Here is a 26,375-nt window from a genome sequence, read left to right on the forward strand (position 1 = left end):
CTTTAACATAGGTTTAAACTTACAGGTGCTGTGTATTCTTAAGAACATTCTAAATTTCTTTAGCGCTCCTTTTTGAAGATCTACCCGTGAATACACGAATTGTCTGTTTCAAAAAGCTACAAATCCCGTATATTGCGGCATTATATCTTAAAACTTATGAAACAATTAATTCTTGCCGGTTTGGCTTCGGTATTAGCAATTTCCTGTGCTGAAGAAGCAGACTTTAAAATTAAGGGGACTACTCCTGATATCGACAATAATACCAAGGTTTACCTTCAAAAAATAGACGAAAACAACCGCCTTGTGGGTGTTGACACCACGGTGATTGAACAGGGAGAGTTTAGCTTCGACCCTTCTGAAGTAAAAAATCCTGAAATGATGGTTTTAGGTTTTGAGGCTGCTCAGGGTACAGTTATTCTTATTGCTGAAAATGAAAGCATCAGCGTTCGTGCCTATAAAGACAGTCTGTACACCTCAAAAGTAAATGGCGGCGAAGAAAATGACTTTTTCAAGTTGTATTACAATGATGTTGTTGAATCTAATAAGAAGAAAAACAAATTGCAGGAACAGGCGATGAACCTGCAACGCACCGGCGATACGGCTGGAATTACCGCATTACGCGCTGAGTTTGAGCAAATCAACACCGAGGATACCGAACGACGCATAGAGTTGATAGAAGAAAACACAGACAAGTTTGTGAGCATCATCGTCTTATCTGACCTGGTGGGTACGCGTGCTATAGATGCGAATCAAGCGGAAGCTTTATTTGATAAGCTTGATAAAAGCCTGCAGGAAATGCAAAAAGGAGTAAAACTGAAAGAAATGATTGCTCAGGCTAAAGAGCGTGAAGCGGCTGCCTCACTTGCCGAAGTGGGTAACAAAGCTCCTATGTTTACTGCTCCTACTCCTGATGGTGACGAGTTATCGCTGCAGGAAGCTATGGGGTCAAAATACACCATCATCGACTTCTGGGCCAGCTGGTGTAAGCCCTGCCGCGCAGAAAATCCAAATGTGGTTAATGTTTACAACCAGTACCACGAAAAAGGTTTAAATATCATTAGTGTTTCTTTAGACCGTGCCTCTGCCCGTGACAAATGGCTGGCCGCAATCGAAAACGATAAGATGACCTGGTATCACGTTTCAAATCTGATGGAATGGCAGGATCCTGTTGCCCGTAAATATGGCGTAACTGCAATCCCTGCAACGTATCTTTTAGATTCTGAAGGTACTATTATCGAAAAAAATCTGCGTGGAGAAGCTTTGGTTTCTAAAATGCAGGAACTTTTAGGAGAAGGCTAAACTTCCTTTTTTAACCCATTAAAAAATCCCTTTGAAAGTTTATTTCAAAGGGATTTTTTATTTCCGGTATAGCGTACTCCTAAAGCTGTATCTCAATTGTAGTTCCGGAATAGTCTACAGTCTGTACTTCAGAAATAGATCCATCTTTTCCAATTTTTACAATCTTAAATTGGCGATCCTGAAGCATCCCCTCAAACTCCCCTTTTCGGTCTGCGATTTTAAGAGTTTTTGCTGCGTCATCCCACGTAAAGCTTATGGTAGAATATGCTCCATTTTCATAATTATAATTGTCAAATTCATCCTCATACAAGCTAAAACTGCCGTTTGCTCCCTCATAAACCCGTATCTCCAGATTATCCCACGGCTTTTCTTCGGCATACTGTACTTCAGGGCCCATTGGCAAAATGCTTCCGGCTTTTACGTATAGGGGTATTGTATTTATGGTGGTTTCTTTACTTAGTTCCCGGCCGCCTTCAAAGCGTTCGTTGGTCCAGAAATCATACCAGCTGCTTCCTTGCGGCAAGTAAACGCCTGCAGATTTAGTTTCGGTAAAATCTACAACAGGCCATCCTTCTTCACCACGTTCCTTTCCCTTATTCCAACCGGTTTCTTCATCTACTTTCACAATTTTTTCCGGGGTGTATTGCGCTTCAAGCACCGGTGCGACCAAAATCGCATCGCCAAACATATACTCGTCCTTCAAATCCCAGGTTTTTTTATCCTGAGGAAAATCCATCACTAGCGCACGCATAAAACTGTCCTGATTATGCGTGACTTCCCAGGAGGTGGTATAGATATACGGCAATAAGCTATAGCGTAATTCAATCGCACTTTGAATCGCATCGTAAATAGCTTCACCCTTTTCACCAAACTGATAGATCTCACGCTTCATTTCGGTACCGTGTGAGCGCATCATCGGCGTGAATGCACCATACTGCAACCAGCGTACATACAATTCCTGAAACAAGGGATTTTTAGAAGCCGTGCCGTCATTCCACGACTTGTTATAAGCCCCTGCGAAAAATCCACCGATGTCTGTATTAAAATTGGGATTTCCGGTAAGTGTAAAATTAAGACCGGCAGGAATCTGGTTGCGTAGAGACTCCCAGGACGAACCTAAATCGCCTGACCATACATTGGCACCATAACGCTGCTGCCCGGCAAAACCCGAACGTGTAAGAATAAATACGCGCTTAGCGGACGATTCTTCCCGCTGGTGTTTGTAAACGCCTCCCACCGTTTCCAGCGGAAAAGCGTTGCGCACTTTCCTAAACGAACCTAAATAGGTCTCGTTGTTATAATCTTCATCTTTAATCTCTAAATGATCGGGCTCTGTAGAATCCATCCACCAGCCGTCAATACCTAATGAGAAAAGATTTTTACTCAGGTAATTCCAATACAGATCGCGTGCTTCCGGATTATACGGATCGTACACCTGAACTCCGGAAGGATAGTTCATATCCGGCGGCCAACCCTCCTTGCCTGATTGCGGCCAGGTCTGAAAGTCCATCAACATATTCTTTTCCTTTAGTTCTTTAAACTGAGGCGTTTCGGGACCAAAAGAAGACCATATAGAAATAATCAAATGCGCGTTGAGATCGTGAACGTCATTTACAAATTTCTGAGGCTCGGGAAATGCCGGATTTCCAAAATCCATTGCATTCCAGTGGTAATTATCTCCCCAATATTGCCAGTCCTGAATGATTCCATCAAGCGGAACGCCCAGTTCGCGGTGCTTTTGAACTACACCTACAGTTTCTTCCTGACTTTTATAACGCTCGCGGCTTTGCCAAAACCCATACGTCCATAGCGGAAACATAGGCACCTGCCCGGTAAGATCGCGCATTTCGGCAATGACCGCATCTGCATTTTCGCCCGCCATAACATAATAATCAATCCCATCGCCTACTTGAGAGGTAAACGAGGTTTCATTGTTAGCATCTGCAAATGTTGTAGGCGAATAATTGTCCCAGAAAACGCCATATCCCTTTGGAGACTGAAAAAAGGTCGAAAAATCCCAGGTGTTGTTCTGTACCATTTCAACCTTCTGATTGCGTTGCGACATTTTACCATTCTGTAAAATTCCAAGACCGTAAATGGGCTCATCTGCCTCTAAAGACCAGCTTTGTCCCACGGTAAACGTGTTTTCGCCATTATCAACAAAGGGTTTGAAAGAAGTGGTGTTCTCGCGAAGCAAGAGGCTGCCGTCCGGTTTAAAAAAGCTGATCGCTTTTGCGATGGTATCAAACTCCACCCGCAACCCGGCCGTTTTCAAAGCAACTCCATTAGCAAGGTCTTCAACCTCTACTAAAAGCTTTTCGGGTTCTTTGATTACTGAAAGGCTTCTTTTTTCAAAAGCATGATCTTTGAGATGCTTCCTGATGCGTACAATGGAAGGCGAGACAAATTCGATCTGTATAGCTAATGAAGCGGTTTGAGTTTTAATGCCAGAATCGTAAACTTCATAGGATTTACTGGCGCAACCTCCACAAATGAATAAAAAGCAGATTGCCCAAAAGAAAATGGATTTCATGATTTTAACTAGTTTTATGTGAAAACTTAATGCGGAAAACACACTATTTAGAAGTCACAATTTGACAAGGCGAAAGGTTTCGAATTACGAAATCGATTACGCTTTTAAATGTTTATTTTACATTTAAAACCAAAAATACATATAAACCCGAGAAGTATCCAAATAAATTGGGAAGATTATGACTTGATTTTGAACAGGGTAAGCGGCCTGTCGTTATTGGCAATGATAAGATAGGGACTACTGCCAACGACCACCTGCTTCATCTGTTTCGCGTTAAGATCGTTGTAAAAACTGATGTCTTTAAAGGGTTTCATTCCACCCTTTGAATCGCCGAGCAAAACATAACCCACGTTAGAATCATACTTTACAGTTTCCACTTCCGCTTCATGAATTGCACCTATACCTATTACGTCCAGATGGCCATCCTTATTTACATCAGCAAAGGTGAATGACATCGTTGGGCCCAGCTGAGCCAGAACAGGCAGGTGTTTGATTTTAAAGTTTCCGTTACCCAGATTTTCAAGGTAAACCGATTCAAATTCTTTGGCTTGTTTGTGGTAGGAATTGGCAATCTGCTCGCTACCGTAAATGTCAGTCAGTGTTGAGTTCGCAAACTCCTTATAGGTTTTGATTTTTTCGCTCACAAACGAATTTTGCATCGTAGAGCACTCCTTACCGCGTACAGGCACTAAACTGCCTTTATACACCTTACTTAAAATCATATCGTAATTGCCGTCGCTGTCGAAGTTGTTCCCATAGATATGCAAGGGTTTTTCTACGGAAGGATGAAATTTATTGTTTGCGCCCAGGTTTCCTACGAAATAATCCAGGTCGCCATCCTGGTCAAAATCAATTTCAGAAATAGTATTCCACCAGCCGGAGGTTTCTTTTAGCGCTTCAATTTCTGAAGGCTGAAAGCTTCCGTTTTCATTTTTGAAAACTGTAACAGGCATCCACTCCCCTGCTACCAACAAATCGCGATCGCCGTCACCGTCGTAGTCCGAAAGGATCAGATCATTAATCAAGCCTGCTTCTGCAAAGGCAGGGGCAACTTTTTCAGTTACATCGCTAAATTTTCCAACCTGATTTTCTAAAACATAGGAACGTGGCGACAAGGGGTATTTACCGGGAACAATTCTTCCTCCCACAATTAGGTCGAAGTCACCGTCCTGATCGTAATCTAGGGAAACCACGGCTTTAGAACCGGTTAGCATTTTTGGCAAAGCCGAAGAAGCGCGAAAATTCCCCTTTCCGTCATTCAGATAGAGGCGGTCTTGCAGTTTGCTGTCATTTTCCTGCAACTCATAACCGCTGCTGGCAACATATAAATCCATATCACCATCTCCGTCAGCGTCAAAAAAGTGCGCTCCGTTATCTTCAAAGGCCTTATCAGCCGCAAATGCAGGCTGAGTTGTTTGTGTAAACGTCCCACCGGCCTGTTGCAGGTACAATTGTGCCGCCTGACCGAGACCTCCACCCAAAAATACGTCTTCGAGACCGTCGTTATTTACATCTGCAGTTTCAAATGCGGGGCCTTGTTGCGATTGCTTTTGTGGCAGTAATACCTGTCTTGAAAAATCATTAAAATCATTTTCTTCGTGCGCATAGGTCAGCCCAAGTTCCCGCGGATCTACGCGTTCAAAATGTTCAGGACGTTCATAAGGCGTTTCAACAGCATTACCAGCTTCAGCCTCATTTAAAGTCAGGAATTGATTAGCCTGAACATCTTCTAAAATTGAAACCTTTCCGGTGTTCCAAACCACTTCTATTTTGGAGATTTGCTGCTCTTCACCTACCCCAAAATTTAAAATCGGGGAAACCGAAGATTGATATCCCCGGGATAAATAAAGCTCCTGATATTGTTGCGTACTGTCTGTGTACACTTTTACCTTGGAGCCTATTGCAAGCGGGTTTTTAGCATTGCCTTTCAACTTAAGGCTGATGAAATTTGCGGTGGAATTATTGCGGTAAATACCGGCCTCATCCTCCAGATTGTTTACAACCAGATCCAGGTCACCATCGTTATCCAAATCCCCGTAAGCCACTCCGTTTGAATTCACCGCCTGAGTAAAGCCCCAGTCTTCAATCACTTTTTTGAAAGACAAATCCTTATTATTCTTAAAGGCATAATTCTGAAGCTTATCTGAAGGCATTTCTTTAAGAATGCTATCGATAGGCATTTGTTCCAAAGAACCTTCGTTGGCATCAAGAAACCTGCTAAAATCCTGATTGGCAATTTCGCGTTTGATCCCGTTTGTAATGAAAATATCCTTGTAGCCATCACCGTCAAAATCTGCGATAAGTGGCGCCCAACTCCAGTCAGTCTTCGACACTCCTGAAACCTGTGCGATATCTGTAAAATAACCGTTTCCGTTGTTTAGATTAAGCACATTAGACATATACGGAAAATGAAAACCGGCCTCAACAATCCACCAAAATCCTTCGGTGTTCATACTGGCCATATTTTGTTTTCCGCGCTGGTGATCTTCCGCAGACATATCTAAAACCAGTAAATCAGGTAAAAAGTCATTGTTGATATCCGCAAAATCAGATCCCATACTGCTGTAGGAGATGTGTTTCATTTTGGTATTGATATCGTTAGCAAACGTGCCATTCTTGTTGTTGATGTAAAGCTTATCGGGCGTGATGAAGTCGTTAGCCACAAAAATATCGGGCCAGCCGTCGTTGTTAAAGTCTCCAATAGAAGCACTAAGACTGAATTCCTTATTAATCAAACCGCTACCCGGAGTAACATCGGTAAAAGTAGACCCGTCATTGCGGTAGAGGTGATCTGAAGTTTGCGGGTAAAACTGGTCGTCATTAACGATTGCATTAAGGTCAACCGAATTTAAAAAGTCATCCCGGTGATTGATCAAATACATATCGAGATCGCCATCCCGGTCGTAGTCTAAAAAGTATGCCTGAATGGAAAAACCGTCGTCTGCAATTCCCCATTTGGCAGCTTCTTCGTTAAATGTACCGTCCTTTTGATTGACAAACAGCTTATTTTTACGTTCAAGGCTATTTCCCATAGAAGCCGATTTGCAAACGTAAATATCCAGATAGCCGTCGTTATTAATATCTATCATCGTGACGCCGGTAGTCCAGCCTTCGGCATCTGCAACACCTGCTGCATCGGTAATATCTTCAAATTTAAAATCTCCTTTATTCAGGTACAGCTTATTGGCATTTTGGTTTGAAGTGAAATAGACATCCTCGAGCCCGTCGTTATTAACGTCGCCTATAGCCACGCCACCCCCGTTATACATATCGTAATAATTGAGGATGTTGAAGGCTGCGGTTTCGGTCACAGTGTTTTTAAAGTGAATCCCGGTATCCGCATTTGATATTTGGGTAAAAAGCGTTGTGGCCGTACTCGTCTTCTTCTCAAAACCCGAATCTTTACAGGAAAATGTCAATGCAGACAAACCAATTACGCTAAAAAAGTATAGAAAACGCATACCAAAAACTGCTCAAAAAAATTCAACTTATTATAACTCAATTCTAAATGGCGACGCCGGAAGCCCTTCTTTATTGTACAAATTGGGATTGTCCGGGTTATCTGCCCAGGCATAGCGCAAATACTTTGGCTCTGCCACCTCATCACTCCAGACGATCACACGATCACCTTCAATTTTGGCATTTGCCCACACAAATTTCCCGTCTTCACCTGCCAGCGCAAATTCGCTCAGGGTTTCGCCATCATTGCTCACCAAGCCACTGCCTGTGTGTTTAAACTGTAGAAATACTTTTCCATCTTGAATGGTATGGCTTTCGTAAACAGGTCCCGAATAAACCAGGTCCTCGCCGTAGGCCAACTTCAATCCTGCAAGCGCCATACGTTCGCCCACATCTTTTTTATTATCGGGGTGAATATCATTCCACTCCCCCAGATCAATATTTACGGTCATAGCAGTGTTCGGGTTTTTCAGCGCCTTTAGCTGGGCTTCACGCAACTCGGCCCAGTTGCTTTCAGAAGGCAGATAAGACACATCCATAAAATTAGGTAACTGCGCATAAATAAAAGGTGCTTCATGCTGATCTAAAACACTGCGCAAACCTGAAATCAAAGCCGCCATATATCCTTCGTAAGCCTTTGGATTACCGGTATTGCTTTCGCCCTGATACCATAAAATACCCTTAACCGGAAGTTGCTTATAAGGAGCGATCATCCCATTGTATAAGGCTGTTGGTTCGTTTTGTGGATTAATACGGCGCACGCGCGCTCCGGAATCTCTGTCCGCAAAAGCGGATCGATCAAATGGCTTAAAAACCTCGCCTACTTTATACTGCCAATAGCCTTTTAAATCTACCGTATCCTGCTCAGTAAAAATATAATAGGGTTTGTCTGGTACAAAGCCTCCCTTACCATTGTAATTGGTGACTTTAATTGTAAAATTATTTTTTCCGGCTTTGAGTAAGGTATCGGGCACCTCATAGCGGCGCTGTGGATATTGATAGGTTTTGTTACCCACCAGAACGCCATTGATGTACACCTCATCGGCATCAACGATGCGGCCCATAAAAAGTCGGGCTTTTTTGCCTGTCATAGATTCGGGAATCTCGACTTCCCTGCGGTACCAGACTGTGCCGTTAAGGTCTCGTACACCCTGGTCTTCCCAATACCCGGGAATGTTGATACGTCGCCAGTTTTTAGGCGTAAAATTATTACTATACCACGGCGTACCCATAAGCCCTTTATCGGTTTCCTCTTTTACTGATTCTTCCGGTTGAGGACGGTTTTGACGCTGCGCATTTACAAACGCCGTGTCTTTATTTTCTTCGATAGTTTTTAAGATTTCCGGATAATCGGTATAGCCTTCCTGGGGGATCCAGGCTTCAATGGGCGTACCACCTACGCTGGCATTGATTAAGCCAATGGGAATCTGGTATTTTTCGAAGATTTTTTTGGCAAAGAAATACGCGACAGCCGAAAACGGACGAACTTCTTCCCCCACTGCTTTTTGCCATTCGCCTTCGGTAAGATCTTCCTGAGGACCTGAGATAGCAGGAGTTGTGGGCACTTTAAAATGCCGGATTGCAGGATTATCTGCAGTCGCTATTTCTTCCGCGTAGCGCACATCGTGAATATCCAACTGATGTACCATGTTAGACTGACCGGTGCACAACCACACATCACCAATCAAAATATCATCGATTTCGACACTGTTTTCACCCGAAATCGTCATTTTGAAAGGTCCGCCGGCTTTCATTTTTGGGAGTTCGATACTCCATTTTCCATCTTTAGGGGTGGTGGTTTTATACTTTTTTCCTTTAAACGAAAGCGTAATTTGTTCGCCGGGATCTGCCCAGCCCCAAACCGGCACTTTGGCATCCCGTTGCAGCACCATCCCGTCACTTATTAAAACAGGTAATTTTATTTCGGCCTGTACAGAAAAAATCAGGCTGAACATAAAAAGGATGATTCCGCTTATTCTTTTTAAAATCATGTTGTCTTTAGTTTACTGCAAATTCTATTTCGGCCATTTTAGGAGCTCCTAATGCCGCGCTACGTTTCATAGGGCTTGCACCTCCCACATAAAGCCGGAATGTACCAGGCTCAATAGTCTTAGAGCCATCTTCAAGCACAAGCTGAAAGTTTTCGGGCTTGATCTCAAATGTTATTTTCTCAGAAGCACCGGGTTCTAGAGTAACGCGTTTGGTATTTATAAATTGAAAATTAGGCACCCGAACCGAAGCTTCCAGGTCTGAAATGTATACCTGTACCACTTCGTCTGACTTCACCTTACCGGTGTTGGTCACGGTCACTTCAAGATTCAGACTTTCGTCCTTTGTAACCTGAGTTTTATTTAAAGCGGCATTACTGTATTCAAACTGTGTATAATTCAGCCCAAAACCAAACGGATACAAGGGCTCCTCGTTCATATACTTATACGTACGCCCTTCCATGGAATAATCTTCGTAGGCAGGTAACTGATCTAGTGATTTAGGGAAGGTAATAGGTAATCTTCCTGACGGAGAAACATCACCAAAAAGTACATCTGCAATCGCAGTACCACCTTCTTCGCCGGGATACCACACGAAAAGCACAGCATCAGCCAGCTCCTGAACCCGAGCAAGATCTACAGGACTACCTCCTGTAATAAGTGCAATAATTGGTTTACGATCTTCAGGATTTCTATCAGCCATTTCACGCAAATCTTCCAAATATTGAATTTGATTAGGAGGCAAACCATAATCCAAGCGATCTCCCGCTGTATCTGAATCTATCGAGTCGCCTTCCTCACCCTGAAGCGTGCTGGATAAACCCAAAACGACTAGCGTCACATCGCTGTTTGCCGCATTCCCGGTTGCATAATTAATAGGGTTTCTAGAGTCTTTGTTTAACATGGCTCCCTGGCGGTATTGCAACTGACTGGTAGGACTTATCGCTTCGCTGATACCTTCAAGAATGGTTACCATATTTGAATTAACACCATAATAATTACCCAGAAGAACTTCCGTACTTGTGGCGTTCGGGCCGGTTAGGAAATATTTGGGCAGGTCCTTTTTAAGCGGAAGAATTCCATTATTCTTTAAAAGCACAATACTTTTTTGAGCAGTTTCGCGTGCTAAAGCGCGGTGTTCTTCACTATTAATCACCTCAAGCGAAAGCGCATCGTATGCATTGCTTCCTTTAGGATCGAATAATCCCAGCTTAAAACGGGTTTTGAGCAAGAGTGCTAGTTGCTCGTCTATTTCGGCTTCCGTAATTAAACCTTGCTCTACCGCTTCAGGCAATGCACTGTAGGTGTCTCCGCAATTTAGGCTTACTCCGCTTTTTACTGCCATTGCAGCAGCACCAGCCTTGGAAGGCGCAGTACCGTGACCACCCTGACCTTTGGCAACATATAAATCAACAAGAGCAGCGCAATCGCTAAGAATATGTCCGTCAAAATTCCATTTTTGCTTTAAAACCTCATCAAGCAAGTACTTATTAGTACAACACGGTTCGCCGTTAGTACTGTTATAGGCACACATAACGGCTTCCACATTCTCATTGACTAAAGCTTCAAATGCGGGCAGATACGTCTCATACATATCTTTTAAAGTCGCGGTGGCATTAAACTCGTGTCTTACCTGCTCGGGACCACTGTGCACTGCAAAATGCTTGGCGCAGGCAGCTGTTTTTAGATGATCAGGATCATCACCTTGCAGACCTTTTACAAAAGCAACACCAATCAATGACATCAGATACGGATCTTCGCCGTAAGTCTCCTGACCTCTACCCCAACGCGGATCCCTGAAAATATTAATATTAGGCGTCCAGAACGTGAGACCGTTATAACGGTTAAAATTTCCCTTTTCGCTGGTTGCGTTGTATAAAGCCCGGGCTTCATCTGAAATGGCATTGGAAATTCGATACGCCAAATCTGCATCAAAGGTGGCACCTATCCCTATCGCCTGCGGAAAAACAGTGGCAGCAGAAGCACGCCCGACTCCGTGAAGGGCCTCATTCCAATAATCATAAGGAGGAATATTTAATCGCTCAATAGCCGGGGTACTATTCATCATCTGAGCCGCTTTTTCTTCAAGGGATAACCGCGAGATCAAATCTGCTACACGCTCATCTACAGATAACGAAGTATCATAAAAAGGGAACTCAGGATTTTCAGACTGGTTTTTTTCAATCGTTTGCGGAGATTGTTTTTGATCTGTATTACAAGACAGAGTCAACAGGCAAGCAACAAAAAAAACTATTCGGTAATAAAAGAGATTGTTCATTTCAATTTGAATTAATGCGATTCACAGGTAAGGAGTTCAGTATTTTTATTAATAAAAAGACAGAAAGCATTTACGCAATCGGTTGCAAACTAAAAATAATTTGTCACATTATCATCATTTTTAGAAACATAAACAAAATGATAGTCCAGATTTAATTTTAAGACAACTATTTTTCTAATTAAAGATATCATTCTATATGAATGAGCATTCCTACTTTAAAATCAGAGACGCAATCAAACAGTCTTATGAGTTTAATGGGTTGCAGATATTCGGTACTCTAATATTTTATTTTGAAAATCTAAAAAAATGGAAAACTTACCAATTATTTGATATTCAATAGTTTAAATCCTATTATTGATGGATTAGTATATTCTTAACAAAATTTTGCGCAATCGGTTGTTTTATAAGTGTGATTTCTATACATTTGAAAACATAACATATAGTACAAAAGACAATAAGCGTCCGTCGTACATTTTAAATTTGCCTTTATCGACTTTATGGAACAAATACACGAAATCGATTGAGTAGAAATTTCGGTCGAGCGCCAGTTCCAAGTTCTATATGTAAAAAACCAATTCAATTAAACTCGAATGACTAATTAATTCAATCTAAACTAAGTTTTATGGAAAGCGTTCTACTTTTTCAGAAGAAAACTCTCAGGTATCTTGGGCTATTCTTCTTAAGTGTATTTTTCTGCTCCGGAATTTATGCTCAATCAACAATTACAGGTACAGTGACCGACGGTACTGGTCCCATTCCTGGCGCAAACGTTATCGTTAAAGGAACCAACAACGGCGCAGTTACCGATTTCGACGGAAATTATACCTTAAACAATGTACCCGGCGATGCTATTTTGGTATTCAGCTTTGTGGGTTATGAGGCCAAAGAAGTACCGGTAAATAACCGTTCTCAGGTAAATGCGGTACTTGAAAATGACCTGCAATCTTTAAGTGAGGTTGTGGTTATTGGTTATGGTACTCAAAATAAGGAATCTGTAACGGGATCTGTTGTATCTCTTGATGGTGAATCTCTTGAAGAGGTTCAGGTAGCAAACTTTCAGCAGGCTTTACAGGGTCGTGCGCCTGGTGTACAAATTACAACCACCAGCACCAGACCGGGAGCTAATAATGCATCAATTCGTATTCGTGGGGTTCGCTCTTTATCAGGAAGTAATGATCCATTAATTGTACTTAACGGTATTCCCTTTTCAGGAGGAATTAACGATATCAGTATTAATGACATAGAAAGTCTTGATATACTCAAAGATGCTTCTGCAACCGCTATTTATGGTTCTCGAGGGGCTAACGGGGTTATTCTGATTACTACCAAAACCGGTAAAAAAGGACAAAAGGCAACGTTTAGCTACAACACTTACTATGCTGCTAAAGAAGTTTTTGCGAAATACCCTATGATGAATGGTCCTCAATTTCTAGCTCTGCGAGAAGCGACTGGGATTACAAGGGATGGTGTACCTATCTATCAGAATTTAGGAGCGGATGAAGATCCCAACGTAAACACAGACTGGCAGGACTTAATTTACGGAACAGGTTTGCAAACCAATCACGACTTTAGTGTTTCTGGAGGAACAGAAAATGGAAGCTACAGCTTTGGTGGGGGTTATTTTAAAGAGACTTCTGTTTTACCTGTTGAAGATTTTCAAAGATATTCGCTTCGCGTACAGGTCGATCAGCAAATAGGTGCATTTCGTTTTGGCTTGAATTCTATTATGAACTGGAACGTCACTAATGCTGCAGGAACCGGACTCTACGGAAATTTAAGTGCTACACCTATTTTAGATCCGTATAATGAAGATGGTTCTTTAAAACGAGTTGTAAGTATGCCAGCTGATGACTTTTGGGTCACTACGCGTAGTACTCTAGAAGCTATAGGGGATGGTCGTGTTAACCTGCAAAAGGATTTTGGAACCTATAATAATTTGTACGGTGAAGTTAGTATTCCTGGAATTGATGGATTAAAGTACCGTTTAAATATTGGTTTAAACCTCCGCACCAGTAGAGATGGTTTCTTTAACGGACAGGGAGTTGCAAATATTGACCCATTGTCGCCCAATAATGCTGGAAACAGCAGCAGCTTATTTCAGGATTATGTTGTTGAAAATTTATTGACTTATGACAAAACCTTTGCTGACAAGCATAAGGTTAACATCGTTGGTTTATATTCATTTCAAAATTCAAAATTCGAAGATTCCTTTTTAAACGCCAGAAATATTCCGAATGAGGATTTTTTATTCTATAACCTTGATGCGGCTTTATTGGAAGACATTACCGGTTACGGAAGTAATTATGGTGAAAATGGTTTAAAATCTGTGATGGGACGAGCCATCTATCAATATGACAACAGATACCTGTTAACAGCTACTGTTCGTGCAGATGGATCTTCAAGATTAGCACCCGGAAATAAATGGGTTACCTACCCCGCAATCTCTTTGGGATGGAATATTGCGAATGAAAAATTTATGGAAGATGTAGAATGGGTTAATTCCTTAAAACTCCGTGCAGGTTATGGAGAAACCTCTAATCAGGCGGTTAACAACTATGCTACACTCGGAAACCTTGGAATTCGCAATTACAACTTTGGAGAGACTTTCGCTACCGGATATTTTGTAAACGAACTTCCTAATGCTACATTAGGCTGGGAGTTTTCAGAAACTTATAACTACGGTATCGATTTTGGTTTGTTCAACAACCGTCTTTCTGGTACTGTTGAATATTATCTGACTAAAACGAACGATATTCTTTATCGCGTAGGTCTGCCATCAACATCTGGGGTGGGATCCTTTGTTGGAAACATTGGTGCCACAGAAAACAAAGGGGTAGAAGTAGCTTTAAATGCTACAATTCTAGACAATCCAGATGGTTTTACCTGGGATTTTGGGGTCAACCTCTATACGAATAGAAATGAAATCACCTCACTTGCGAGTGGTCAGGATAGAAACGAAGGTCAGCTCTGGTTTGTGGGATCTCCTATAAACGTAATTTATGACTTCAAAAACATAGGTCTTTGGAATGAAGATGATCCTGATTTCCAGTATTTACAAACCTACGAACCGGGTGGAAATGTGGGTATGATCAAGGTAGAATACACCGGTGAATTCAATGAAGATGGTTCACCTGTACGTCAGATAAACGCAGACGATCGTCAGATCATCGATCCAACTCCTGATTTTCAGGGAGGTTTCAACACCCGCTTAGCTTACAAAAACTTTGATTTTAATATGGTTGGTGTTTTTCAAAGCGGTGGTACTTTAGTAAGTACTTTATACTCTTCAGGAGGTTACTTAAACCTGCTTACCGGTAGAAGAAACAATATTGACGTAGATTACTGGACTCCTACGAACACCGATGCTAAATATCCTGTTCCAGGAGGTATTCAGGCAGGCGACGGACCGAAATATGGAACAACAATGGGATATTTTGATGGTTCGTTTTTGAAGGTTCGTGCTATGACATTAGGTTATAATTTTGAATCTAATCTAATTGAACAAGCTGGACTACAGAGTTTACGCCTTTATGCCACCGTTCAAAACCCATTTGTTCTGTTTTCACCTTATCATAAAGAATCTGGAATGGATCCTGAAACCAACTCGGGATCAGATGGTGCAGGAAACGCTCAAAACTCAGCAACCGGAACTGCTGGTTACATCTCTAGAGGTATTGCAACCATAGGAACAAACGTTCCTACCACTCGCAATTTTCTTCTTGGATTGAATTTAAAATTTTAAAAAAAAGTGATTATGAAACGATTACAATTTAAAATAGCCTGTATAGCTTTTTTTGCTATCGGTGTCAGTATTACATCCTGTTCAGATGATATTCTGGAAGAAAACCCCAGAAGTGTTTTCACTCCGGAATTCTTTCAAACAGAGGCAGGTGTTGAAGGCGGAATCACCGCATTATATACGCATTTACGCTTTTTATACGGTGCCTGGAATTATTATAACTCAACTGAAACGGGCACAGATGAATATACCTGGGCACAAAGTGCTGACGGTAACTTTAAAGACATGGACCTATCTGGTGTTGGCTCAATTATTTCGACCTCTGCACCTCCTGCCGGACCCTGGTTCAGTTGCTTTGGCGCTATAAACACCGCAAGTGGTATTATTGAGAATGCTGAGGCTGTGGGAATCGCAGAGTCTTTGGTTGCAGAAGCCCGGTTTTTCCGCGGATTTGATTACTTCCTTCTGGTTCAAACCTATGGAGGGGTACCTCTAGATCTGGGCTCTGGAGAATTGGCTTTTAATACCTCAACTTTCCGAGGTTCGGTACGCAATACGGTCCCTGAGGTCTATACAAAAGCTATTCTTCCTGATTTACAAAGAGCTGTACAAGATTTACCTGAGCAGCCTCGTTTAACGGGTACCGTAACAAAAAATACAGCCCGTTTATATCTGGCTAAAGCGTATTTAACCTATGCCTGGTGGTTGCAAAACCCCAATAACATCCCAACGTATCCGGAAGCTCCACGTCAGGACCCTGATGGTCGCGATGCTGCATACTATTTTCAACAAGCCTATAATGTTGCGACTACTGCCATTGACAATCCGGGACCGTATTCCTTGCTTGAATATTTTTACGATGTGCACTGGGCACCAAATGACAGACACGCTGAAATGATGCTTTATGCAGATCATACTGAAGAAAGTGAAATTTACAATGGCGCGAGTTTAGGTTTTGGTATTTCAGGGGCACAGGATAATGCATCAGTCTGGATGGCAACATGGAATTACACTCAGATCAGAAGTGCCGATGGTGTTGCTGTTGTTCAGCGTGAAGCTGCACAAAGCTACGGGCGTCCATGGACACGTATGGCGCCGCCTATTGGAGTATTTAAAAACACTTTTGCCGATAAGGAGAATGACTCAAGATATGACGGAACGTTTGTAACCAGTTATCGTAATAACCGTGATAAATTGTCTCCTCCTGACTTTACTGAATATCCAAACGCAAATAACATTCCCGTAGGTCCTGGTGAAGCCGTACTTACTTTCTTGGATCAAGATGATCCTGCTATTGATTATTCAGGAAATAAAGCCTCTATTGGCGCAGGTTCTCTTGCAGGGCGATCTGATTTTGTAATCAACCCTGGAGGTATTAGTCGTGTTGTGTATCCCGGATTGTGGAAATTAGGAACCTATAGAACCGATAATAACGGAGGATTAGGCTCTCCTAATGCCGGTTTAACCAGACCATTCCCTATCGCTAAATTCTCAGAATTTTATTTTATAGCTGCCGAAGCTGCAGTGAAAGGTGCCGCGACTCAGGGTGGTAAAACCGCTCGTGATCTTATCAATGTGATTCGCGCCCGCGCGGGTAAATGGAGGTTTGATAACGGGGAACAAGAAGTGCGTATGGAGGATAACAGCGCAACACTTGTAAATAATACTCCTAATCCAATCACAATTGACTTCATTCTACAGGAACGGTCCCGTGAATATTTTGGTGAAGGATATCGTTGGTATGATCTGGTACGTACTCAAAAGTGGGCTGAAGTTGCAGCTACCTACAGTATAGCAGGTTCAGCTTATGGAGATCATACACCACAAACATTTACAAGAACAATAGAACCTTATCATTATTTGAGACCGGTTCCACAGGGCCAACTTGATGCGATGGATGTGTCGGATGCCGAAAAAGATACCTATCAAAACCCAGGCTATTAATTTCAAAGTAAGAGTTTGAAATAGCAACTGCCCAAAAGTTTAAAACTTTTGGGCAGTTTTTTTTATGACTAAGACGTATTCAGAATTTTGCTTAACAAATCACTCGGTATTATTCCCTTTCAATAAAGGAATAGGTTTGCGCTTTTAGGTAAGTCGTTAGTATTATCCTTGAACTTTGATAATTGGCTCAAAAAATATCCATCACTAAAAAATCTGATTCTTGAAAATTGAATTTAAGAATACGAATTTTATTATTTCAATTAACTTACGTATACGACAGAAAAGGTTGCACTCAAAAGATTTACACTAAACGATCTTAGGAGTTCTAAGCCACTTGTGATCGAATGAAAGCTCTCCCAAAGCTTTAATTCACAAGGCATTTACCCAGCATTTCAATTAAAATCAAATCTTAGGATAGTATCCAACAAAAAAGAGGCCCGAAGGCCTCTTTCATCTTTCTTTTAAATGTAATAACTATTCTAACGGCTCAATACTATTACCCGAAGTGGCATACAATCCTACTAAGGCTCCGGTAAAACCACCGGCTACATTGGTAGATAGAATATCTCCGCTTACAGTTCCACCTAAAGTTTTATAATTAGCTCCGTCTGTGGCATAACTGAATTTATAATCAGCATTATCCCCTTCTACTTTTAATGAAAGTTTACCATCTAAATCAATTTTTTCACTGGCAATAATCGTTGACTCCCCTTTTTCGGTGCGCTGCAATACAACATAGTACTCCTTGCCTTTTTTTGTCACCCCGAAAGCATAATTAAATCGTTCATTTTGTAAAGCTGTTATACCTGCAAAATCTTCATCCGATTTTGGCGTATAGGTTAAATCAGTTTTAAAACTGAACGTCTTATGCATTTGACGGTGAAACAACGTCGAAGTGGGTTTCAATTCGGTAATTTCTGTTTCAAAAGGTTCGATTTCCAGACCTTTTTTGGTTTGCTTTATAAAAGCCTCGCGAGGTCCGCGAAGACCAATCCAGCGATAATCCAATTTATCTGCGCTGAAATCTTCTTTAAACGTAAAATTCCCGTTAGGAAAATACCCTTCTTTTCCGGTCTTATTCTCCACTCCTTCCGGAAGGTCTAAAGTAGGCTCTATAGGCACTAAACCATTTTCAAAAACCGGATAGGTTCCAGACCAGTCAACCGGCAGAATAAAGGTTTCTCTTCCTGTATTTACCTGGCCGGCTGCATTTGGTCTAATGGCCAGAAAAACACCATACCATTCACCATTAGGTCCTTCAATAATGTCTGCGTGCCCTGCCCAGTCCACGTTGTTTTCACGATCTTTCGGAAAATAACGCTGCGTCAAAATGGGATTGCTTGGTGCAGGAACGAAAGGACCTTTAGGGTTATCACTCATAAAGATAACCTCACTATGCCAGCCTCCGGTTCCTCCTTCGGCACACATTAAGAAGTATTTGCCATCTTTCTTGTAGAGATGTGGTGCTTCAATCCAGATGGGTTTATCAGCTAAATCAACACCTCCGTTTACGATGATTTTATCAGTCCCTTTGATGATTTGATCTTTTTCAACATCATATTCCCAAATTTTAATTACACGGTGACCCTGATACAATTCTTCTCCTTTATTAGGCGCATCATTGTGAACTACATAGGCTTTTCCGTCATCATCAAAAAAGATGGAAGGGTCAATCCCGGCAAAATCCAGTTTAATAGGCTCGCTCCAACCCTGCATCGGATCTTTGGTTTTCACAACAATATTACCGAGACCACCCGCAAAAGCAGTTGTGATCATATAAAAAGTATCGTTGTTTTCATTGTAGGTAATTCCCGGTGCGTAAACGCCCTGACTGATCCCGGTGTCGTGTACATCCAATTGCGACACCCTATCTAAAACGTGACCGATTTGCTTCCAGTTCACCAAATCCTTCGAGTGGAAAATAGGCACACCCGGAAACATCGCAAATGACGAAGCTACCAGGTAGTAATCATCTCCTTTGCGGGTGATTGCGGGATCAGGATAGCAACCCTGAAGAATGGGATTGTAAAATTCATTGGTCTCTAGCGGATTTTCATTGTATACAGCATCATTTCCTTCATATACGACATTAGAGAATACCGGAACTCCCTTTTTAGGTGGGTCTGGCCTTTCCTTTTTTAAGTCGAAACTCGTAAGACTCAATATGAGCGCCAGTGCCGGCGCAAGTATTAGATTTTGTTTTTTCATTATATGAGTATTTAATTTTTGGTATTTATAAATTATGTGGCTAGACTAGTCAAACCCTACATAATAGGTTTTCACTTTGCCCTTGTAATCAAATTTGACAACAGCTTTTTCTGAAGCAGATGATGCCTGCGTGATAGCAATTTTAACTTCCGGGTTGTCCGATTTTGCAGATATTACAGGAACTGAGGTAGTCTCTTCTAAGTTAAAACTCGTTTCGTAAATATCGTAGCCTGTAATGCCGTTATCTTTGGTCGATCTCACCGGAGTTTCGGGTAAGTCAAGTGCATTGTCGTTTGCAGAGATGAATACCTCAGGAACAACCGGACGCTCAATCGGCTTGTCTTTAGAACTAAAACCAAGCCCGACAAGCTCCCCGAGCGATTCTGCTTCAGGCCCTACTATCTTGAGGAATAGTGCGTGTTTTTTATCCAGCTTATCCACAAATTCGGAAACATCAAGTGTAAATTGCGTAATCTCGTTTTCAGTATTCGGCGGAACAGTAATTTCTCCTATTTGCGTTCCGTTCCAGGTAACGTTATCCCAGGGACCATCTAACCAAACCTGTACCTTGAAGGATTCTGCTGTTTGTGGTTTAAGGAAAAGATTGAACACGGTTTCATTGCCTTCTTTCGTACCTTCAAAAGCCGTAACACCTTTCTGGTCTTCCGCTAATCCACCAAATCCAAAATATTTATAGCCAATAATATGACCATTCTTCAAACCGGAAATAGGCATATGGTTGTCCCAAATATCCCAGGCGTCTTGCTGAATGCTTATATCAGAAAGGTAACAGGCATAACCGGCAGAATAGTATTGATACGGATCCAGTCCATAAATATGAAATCCTTCGGAAGTAACTTCAGCACCTTTATACTCCAACTCATCTGAAGCTTTTGCCGTCCAGATTTCGTCTGCAGCATAGGGATCGTACCCGCGCAGGTAAACAGAACCCCCATCTTCTACTGATTCTTCATCCCAGGAAACCGTGATAGGCGCTACCATTGCCTGACGGGCAAAGCCGAAACCGCGCGGTGGGCGATGGTAAAAAACATACCATTGATTGTTTATCTTCTCAATACTTCCGTGGGTATTGTGACCGGAATAGGTGGTCTGAATAGCCGTACCATCTTCATTAAGTACCGGCGCACGCGAATCAACAAGGACCCCACCACTTCTCCAAGGGCCTAATGGCGAATCGGCCACTGCATAGCGCAAGGTGGAGTTTGAACTTCCCACACCATAATCTGGCCCGGAATACCCGCTGAAAACCGTTACATATTTATTTCCTACTTTACGAATGGAAGACGCTTCAAAGAAATTAAAGCTGCCCAAATCCTCGCCCTCATAGATTTTTGGAAACACGGTTCCTTCCGGATCCCGAATAACGCCATATCTGCGGCTGGCGGGCAGTAAGCGTTCAATGACCTCGGTACCCGGCCTTAAGGAATACATGGTATTTTGATCCAGTTGTGCAGCAGAAGACTTCTGAAAACCCCAATACCCATAAGCCCTAAAGCCAATTTCATAATCCGGGTCAGCCGGGTCGTCAATGTATTCTATATAAATGGCCGGATCAAAGCCCAAAATACTTCCGGGTACGGTTCTTTTTCCGTCTTCGGTAAGGTTAATGGGTGTAAACGGACCGTCCGGACGGCTTCCTTTAGCCACCATGGCTTCCCGGTTATAACCCCGGCTATGTGGATATAAGTAATAGGTTTTATTACCCTCTTTATCTTTTACCTCAACCAAATCAGGAGCATACATAACATCCCATTCCCCATCAACCTGGTAGGTAAACACGGGGCCTTCATCGGTCCATTCAGATAGGTTTCCAACCGGTGCAGACCAGATCCGGATATCCGGACCACAATAACTGGTGTATCTCACATCATGCGAACCTATGATGTATGCCCGGTATTTTCCGGGATTGTCAGGATCTTCAAAAACCCGTGGCTCCCCGTCAGGCAGGTGCTCCCAGAGTGGCAAATACGGATTTCCCATAGTTTGATGCACAGCGGGTTGATCAATATCTGTTGTTTCCGCTATGTAATTCTGTGATCGCATTCCCGTTGCTGCGAGTAGAAATACAGCAACTTTCAGCAACTTTAAACAGGCATATTTTAATTTCTTCATAATTGAGACTGATGACAGTTTATTGTTATTTTGATCATTTATTAAAAAATATTAATCGCTATAAACCTGTCGTTTAACAGGGCTATACGATAAGATTTGGTCCTAAAACTCGGCTTTCATTTTAAAGTTTTGGTGAACTGTTAATCTACTTTTTCGAGATAGGCTGAAAATCCGCCACGGCGCAACATTCTAATATCTATCTCTGTGGAAGCATCAACGACCCGATGCTCGGTTTTCAACTTTTTATCGTGTTCTCCATCGCTAATTAAGGTTAATTGATAGGACGCGTTTTGGGGAATAAATGAAAACGAGAGCTTGTATTTTTTTTCCCGGTCTTCGGCATTGATTCCTCCTATGTACCAATTATTTTGAGCTCTTCGGGCCAAAACCACATCCTTACCGGGATAGCCGGAAAGCAATTGAACCGCATCCCAACTTGCCGGAAGGTTTCTGAGTAAGACTTTAGCCGCATCGGGCAATTCCAGATAGCCATCGGGGCGGTCTGCCATATGCTGTAAAGCCGATTCAAAAACAATGCCCAAAGCCAACTCGTGACCGTAAGAAGTGAGATGAGGGTGCTGGGAATTGGTGAACGTAACCGGTGTATAATCCATCGAACCCACCACATTGCGGGTAAACGGAAGAATGGTGTTGTGAACCGGAGCTTCAAAAGTAAAATCGGGTACGTTGTTGTACCACTCTGCTCCGCGTACCGCTTCATAGGTCATCAGATTAGGATAGGTACGCGCCCAACCACGGGGCACCAGACTTCCGTGAAAATAAACCAGCATCTCAAAGGCAGCAGCATCTTCCAAAATATCCAAATAATAATTGATCATATCCTGCTTTTCGCTTTCGAAAAAATCAACCTTCACCCCTGCAACTCCCAACTTTTTCAGTTTGGAAAACTCGGCCACCCGATTTTTGTGCGTAAGCATACGATCTTTAGGCGTGGCACCCACCCAGGTATGATCACCTCCCGAATTGTACCACATTAAAGGGGTCACCCCTTTACTATGAATATATTTGAGCGCATCTTCCAGATTACCGCCATTGCCCATCGCATCCCATTCCCAATCGAGAAGGGTATAGCGCCAACCCATAGTTGCCGCCAGATCTCCAAAACGCGTTACTACCTGATAATCTTTAGTGCCGTGATTACTTGACCAATAATTCCATGAGACCAGACCTGGTTTGATCCATTCTGTGTTTTTCAGAACGTTGGGTTTTGAGACATCTTCAACCAGAGTTGAAGCAACGATATCTTCAAGTGCTCCTATAATAATTACCCGCCAGGGAGATTGCCAGGGTCCGGTTATCTTTGGAAGCCGTTCTCCCTGCCCCCTGCCATTCCAGTCGTCCGGAAAGCTTAGGGCATACTTACGGGCATCTGCAGTGTTGTTCAATTTGGTGCCCGCATAATTACGCATCAGGTTGGCTTCGTGAATTAAAAACCATGCTGTCGTATCCGGCGTGTGAAATAAAGCAGGATACGCCCAATCGTTTTGTGCTTCTGCATAATTTGATTTTCGGTAATAGCCTTCGTTGGCCGGATTGAACTTTTGCAGCCAGCGCACCGTGCTATCGGGAATGGTATAGGCAGTCTTTTCTTCAGTTACAACTTGCCTATCTGACTTTTCAGGAAACGCATAGCTAAAAGCCAATCCATCATTATAAGCTCTTAAGATAAGGTCGAACTTAATTCCCTGTAAATTTTTAAAGTGTACGTGTACTTCGTTCGCTTCATTTTCACGCTTGTGTGACTTTCCAAGGACCATCGTATAATTTTCCTGAATCAACTTCGGTTTTTCGGCCTTAATAAAACAAAGACCCGATGCGAAATCCTGATCCTCAAGTACCAATCCCAATTCTATTTGCGGGATGATCTCTACCTGTTCAATTTCAGTATTGTAAAAAACCTTTAAAAACCACTCGCCTTTAGCGTCTTCTTGGGTATTGAATAGCGACACCTTTATTTTATCATTAGGTGAGGTCAATTCAACACGCTGAGCATAGCCGGAATGACCAAGAATGCACAAGATTATAGCCAGAAGAACCTGTCTTATTGAAAGTCTTTTAAATACCATAATATTCCGTGTTTATTTAAACAGCAAAGGCGCAAAAGTATACAGGTTGTTGCGCCATACGGGCCAGGTATGACCGCCCGGATATTCCGAATAGGTGTACTCAATGCCCATATCGTCAAACTTTTGCAGCATCACATTGCAATTGTTGTAAGCAATATCTTCCTGTCCTCCCATCGCAACCCAGAATTCTTTGATATTAGCATTGATCGGGTCTGCGTTTTCTTGCATAAACTCATATTGCTTCCCGGAAATGGAATCGTCATTTGCAAACCAACCGGAGCTGAAAACGCCCAGGTAATCAAACATATCGGTATTTTGAACACCCGTAAAAAGCGTTTGGATTCCGCCCATACTCAGGCCTGCCAAAGCGCGATTTTGAGAACCCGCTTTAATTCTGTAATTCTTGTCTACGAAAGGGATTAAACCGTCTTTCAGTTCGTTTGTAAACATTTGCAGGCCCATCTCCGTAAAAGCTGAAGCAGGCATATTACCATCGGGCATTATTACGATCATTGGTTTTGCATTGCCTTCAGCGATTAAATTATCGAGAATCAAATTGGTTTTGCCCTGCATCGCCCAGCCGCTTTCGTCCTCACCTCCACCGTGCATAATGAATAAAACCGGGTATTCTTCATCACTGCTTTCGTAGCCCGGCGGCGTGTACATATAAAACTGACGCCAGCTGTTCAGCACCGGCGAATAGTATTGTTTTATTCGGATATCTCCGTGTGGAACTTCTTTTAAAGCATAATAATCATCGCCTTTAAACGGCACCTCGATCCCGCTGGCCATTCGACCCATGCCGTAAAACGTCTTGCTGGCAGGATCTGCAACGGCAACCCCGTCAATCAACAACGAGTAGTAGTGTAATCCTTCCGTTAGCGAATCGGTACGCACTTCCCAAACGCCTTCGGTATTCTTATCCATATCGTATTTTTTGGCTAAATCAAGCTGTACGCGTTTGGCGTCGGGAGCTTTCAGCCTAAAAATCGCACTGCCATCCGGCATCAACTGCGGATATTTTGCATTTCTCATATTGGTCGAAGCCGGCGTACCCAGCAGACTGTATTTCGTAAAAAGGGATTCATCTACCGGTTTGAAAATAAGTTTGGCAAACATGTAGAGTCCGTTTTTCCAAACCTTAAAATTGTGATCACCCGGCTCGATATAGTAAACATGCGGCACATCATTTTCAACCAGGTACTCGTGGGTGCGTTCGCTAAAGCGCAACAGACGGTCTGCATCTCCGCAGGAAATCCAGAGCAGGTTCAGTTTTTCACGAGCTGCTTTTGGGTCAGGGACCAAAACTTCAGGAGCTTTAGTATTGGGAGCCGAAGAGAATCCGCCTACATACGAGAAAGTGTCCAGATTACCCAGACCGAAATTAAGCGACTGACCGCCACCCATAGATAAACCGGCGATGGCACGATGCTCCCGGTCTTTTTTCACCGGATAATTCTTCTCGATATACGGAATTAAATCATTTAGTAAATCCTGCTCAAATGTGGCAAAAGCTTCCACCTTATCAGGTGCCATGATGTTACCTACAGCACGGTCGTCTTTCATCGCGCGTCCGTTTGGCATCACGACGATCATCGGTTCGGCCTCGCCGTTTGCATACAAATTATCCAAAATGACTTCAGGATGCCCGCCTTTAAGCCATTCCAAATGATCGCCGCCAATCCCGTGCAGCAAATACAGCACCGGGTATTTCTTGCTTTTTGTATAACCGGGAGGGGTATATACCAAAGCTTTCCGGTTTGTTTCCACCGTTTTAGAAGGATACTGAATGGTGTCTATAGTTCCGTGTTTGATCTCGCTTTGAAGCACATCAAAACCCTTGGGAGCTTCTTTAACCAGTTTGGGATAACCCAAAAGTTCGAGCATCTGCTCGCCGTAACGTCTGCCCAGTTTTCTATAGCCTGCGGCGGAAAAATGCAAATGATCGGCAATCGCCTCGCAATCTTCTGAAGAAACCACATACGAATTCGGTATCACATCCGGCAAGGTCCTGATGATGGGATTCATACTGGCGCAAGCCCCACCCTGCCCTTCACTCACAAGTTCACCGGCAATAAGCGGAACCTTTTTAGGATCTAGTTTCAGGTCTTTGATCAGGTTATCGTAAACGCCCTTTACTTTTTGGGGCCAAAGACTGTCACCGGTATTTGACTCTCCCTGATGCAACAAAATACCTTTGATAACACCATCTTTTTGGGCCAGTTTAGCCATTTCCACCAGGCGTGCATAGGGATTGCCATCGTATTCTTTCACCATATTCTTCAGCCAGTCTGGCGAAGTCTCTACGTAAGATTCAAAGTTGTCTTTGTCAAACAATTCAATCTTACAACCGCCTACCGAAACATTGATCACTCCAACATTTACCTTTTCGGGTAGATTTTCAAGGAGTTCGCGGCCAAAGTAATCTGTGGGTGTTAAGCCGGTTTTACAACGGCATAGAGGCGGTTTGGCGGTGTACCAGTTGCCTTTTTCACGATCCAGATCGGGGCAATCTACCGCCTGCATCACTTTAAAGCGATCATTAACAACAGTATCACGGGCTTCAAAACGAGCATGACCTTCCATATTAGACTGACCGAAAGCCAGGTAGATGTGAAAGTTTTCATCCTGCGACCAACCGGTGCTGCAAGACAAAATAAGTAAACCGAATAGTAAAAGGTGTTTTTTCATAATGGAATTGGTTTTC

General features: G+C 42.6%; 11 protein-coding genes. 3 read left to right on the forward strand and 8 right to left on the reverse strand.

Annotated features, from left to right (window positions below; translation table 11 throughout):
* Window positions 1–156 precede the first annotated feature (156 nt).
* On the forward strand, window positions 157–1,299 hold the full coding sequence (locus CJ305_RS06475) for a TlpA disulfide reductase family protein (RefSeq protein WP_099645423.1): 1,143 nt from the start codon (window positions 157–159) through the stop codon (window positions 1,297–1,299).
* A 79-nt stretch (window positions 1,300–1,378) separates the two neighbouring features.
* On the opposite strand, the gene CJ305_RS06480 is transcribed toward CJ305_RS06475, so the two are convergent.
* The 4 genes from CJ305_RS06480 to CJ305_RS06495 form a co-directional block, all read right to left on the reverse strand.
* Window positions 1,379–3,832 carry a glycoside hydrolase family 31 protein gene (locus tag CJ305_RS06480; protein WP_099645424.1) on the reverse strand — a complete coding sequence of 818 codons (2,454 nt, stop codon included), beginning with the start codon at window positions 3,830–3,832 and terminating at the stop codon, window positions 1,379–1,381.
* A gap of 176 nt (window positions 3,833–4,008) precedes the next feature.
* Window positions 4,009–7,293, reverse strand: a complete 3,285-nt coding sequence (locus CJ305_RS06485) for a VCBS repeat-containing protein (protein WP_099645425.1) — start codon at window positions 7,291–7,293, stop codon at window positions 4,009–4,011.
* Window positions 7,294–7,323: 30 nt separating this feature from the next.
* Window positions 7,324–9,282 (reverse strand): sialate O-acetylesterase, encoded by a 1,959-nt coding sequence (locus CJ305_RS06490; RefSeq protein ID WP_099645426.1) that lies wholly within the window; start codon window positions 9,280–9,282, stop codon window positions 7,324–7,326.
* A gap of 7 nt (window positions 9,283–9,289) precedes the next feature.
* A complete protein-coding gene (locus tag CJ305_RS06495) occupies window positions 9,290–11,557 on the reverse strand; it encodes a glycoside hydrolase family 3 C-terminal domain-containing protein (RefSeq protein WP_099645427.1) in 2,268 nt (755 codons plus the stop codon).
* A 622-nt stretch (window positions 11,558–12,179) separates the two neighbouring features.
* On the opposite strand from CJ305_RS06495, the gene CJ305_RS06500 reads away from it, so the two are divergent.
* Both CJ305_RS06500 and CJ305_RS06505 read left to right on the forward strand, forming a co-directional pair.
* On the forward strand, window positions 12,180–15,299 hold the full coding sequence (locus CJ305_RS06500) for a SusC/RagA family TonB-linked outer membrane protein (protein ID WP_099645428.1): 3,120 nt from the start codon (window positions 12,180–12,182) through the stop codon (window positions 15,297–15,299).
* A 12-nt stretch (window positions 15,300–15,311) separates the two neighbouring features.
* On the forward strand, window positions 15,312–17,240 hold the full coding sequence (locus tag CJ305_RS06505; RefSeq protein WP_099645429.1) for a RagB/SusD family nutrient uptake outer membrane protein: 1,929 nt from the start codon (window positions 15,312–15,314) through the stop codon (window positions 17,238–17,240).
* A 474-nt stretch (window positions 17,241–17,714) separates the two neighbouring features.
* Here the strand turns inward: CJ305_RS06505 and CJ305_RS06510 are convergent, their stop codons facing one another.
* The 4 genes from CJ305_RS06510 to CJ305_RS06525 form a co-directional block, all read right to left on the reverse strand.
* Window positions 17,715–19,448, reverse strand: coding sequence for a glycoside hydrolase family 43 protein (locus tag CJ305_RS06510; RefSeq protein WP_099645430.1), 1,734 nt, complete (start codon window positions 19,446–19,448; stop codon window positions 17,715–17,717).
* Window positions 19,449–19,493: 45 nt separating this feature from the next.
* Window positions 19,494–21,581, reverse strand: a complete 2,088-nt coding sequence (locus CJ305_RS06515; RefSeq protein WP_099645431.1) for a glycoside hydrolase family protein — start codon at window positions 21,579–21,581, stop codon at window positions 19,494–19,496.
* A gap of 140 nt (window positions 21,582–21,721) precedes the next feature.
* A complete protein-coding gene (locus tag CJ305_RS06520) occupies window positions 21,722–23,668 on the reverse strand; it encodes a glycoside hydrolase family 97 protein (protein ID WP_189319397.1) in 1,947 nt (648 codons plus the stop codon).
* A gap of 12 nt (window positions 23,669–23,680) precedes the next feature.
* Window positions 23,681–26,359, reverse strand: coding sequence for an alpha/beta hydrolase-fold protein (locus CJ305_RS06525; protein ID WP_099645432.1), 2,679 nt, complete (start codon window positions 26,357–26,359; stop codon window positions 23,681–23,683).
* Between the last annotated feature and the right edge of the window lie 16 nt (window positions 26,360–26,375).

Origin of the sequence: Leeuwenhoekiella nanhaiensis (assembly GCF_002744755.1) — a bacterium.
Lineage (GTDB): Bacteria > Bacteroidota > Bacteroidia > Flavobacteriales > Flavobacteriaceae > Leeuwenhoekiella > Leeuwenhoekiella nanhaiensis.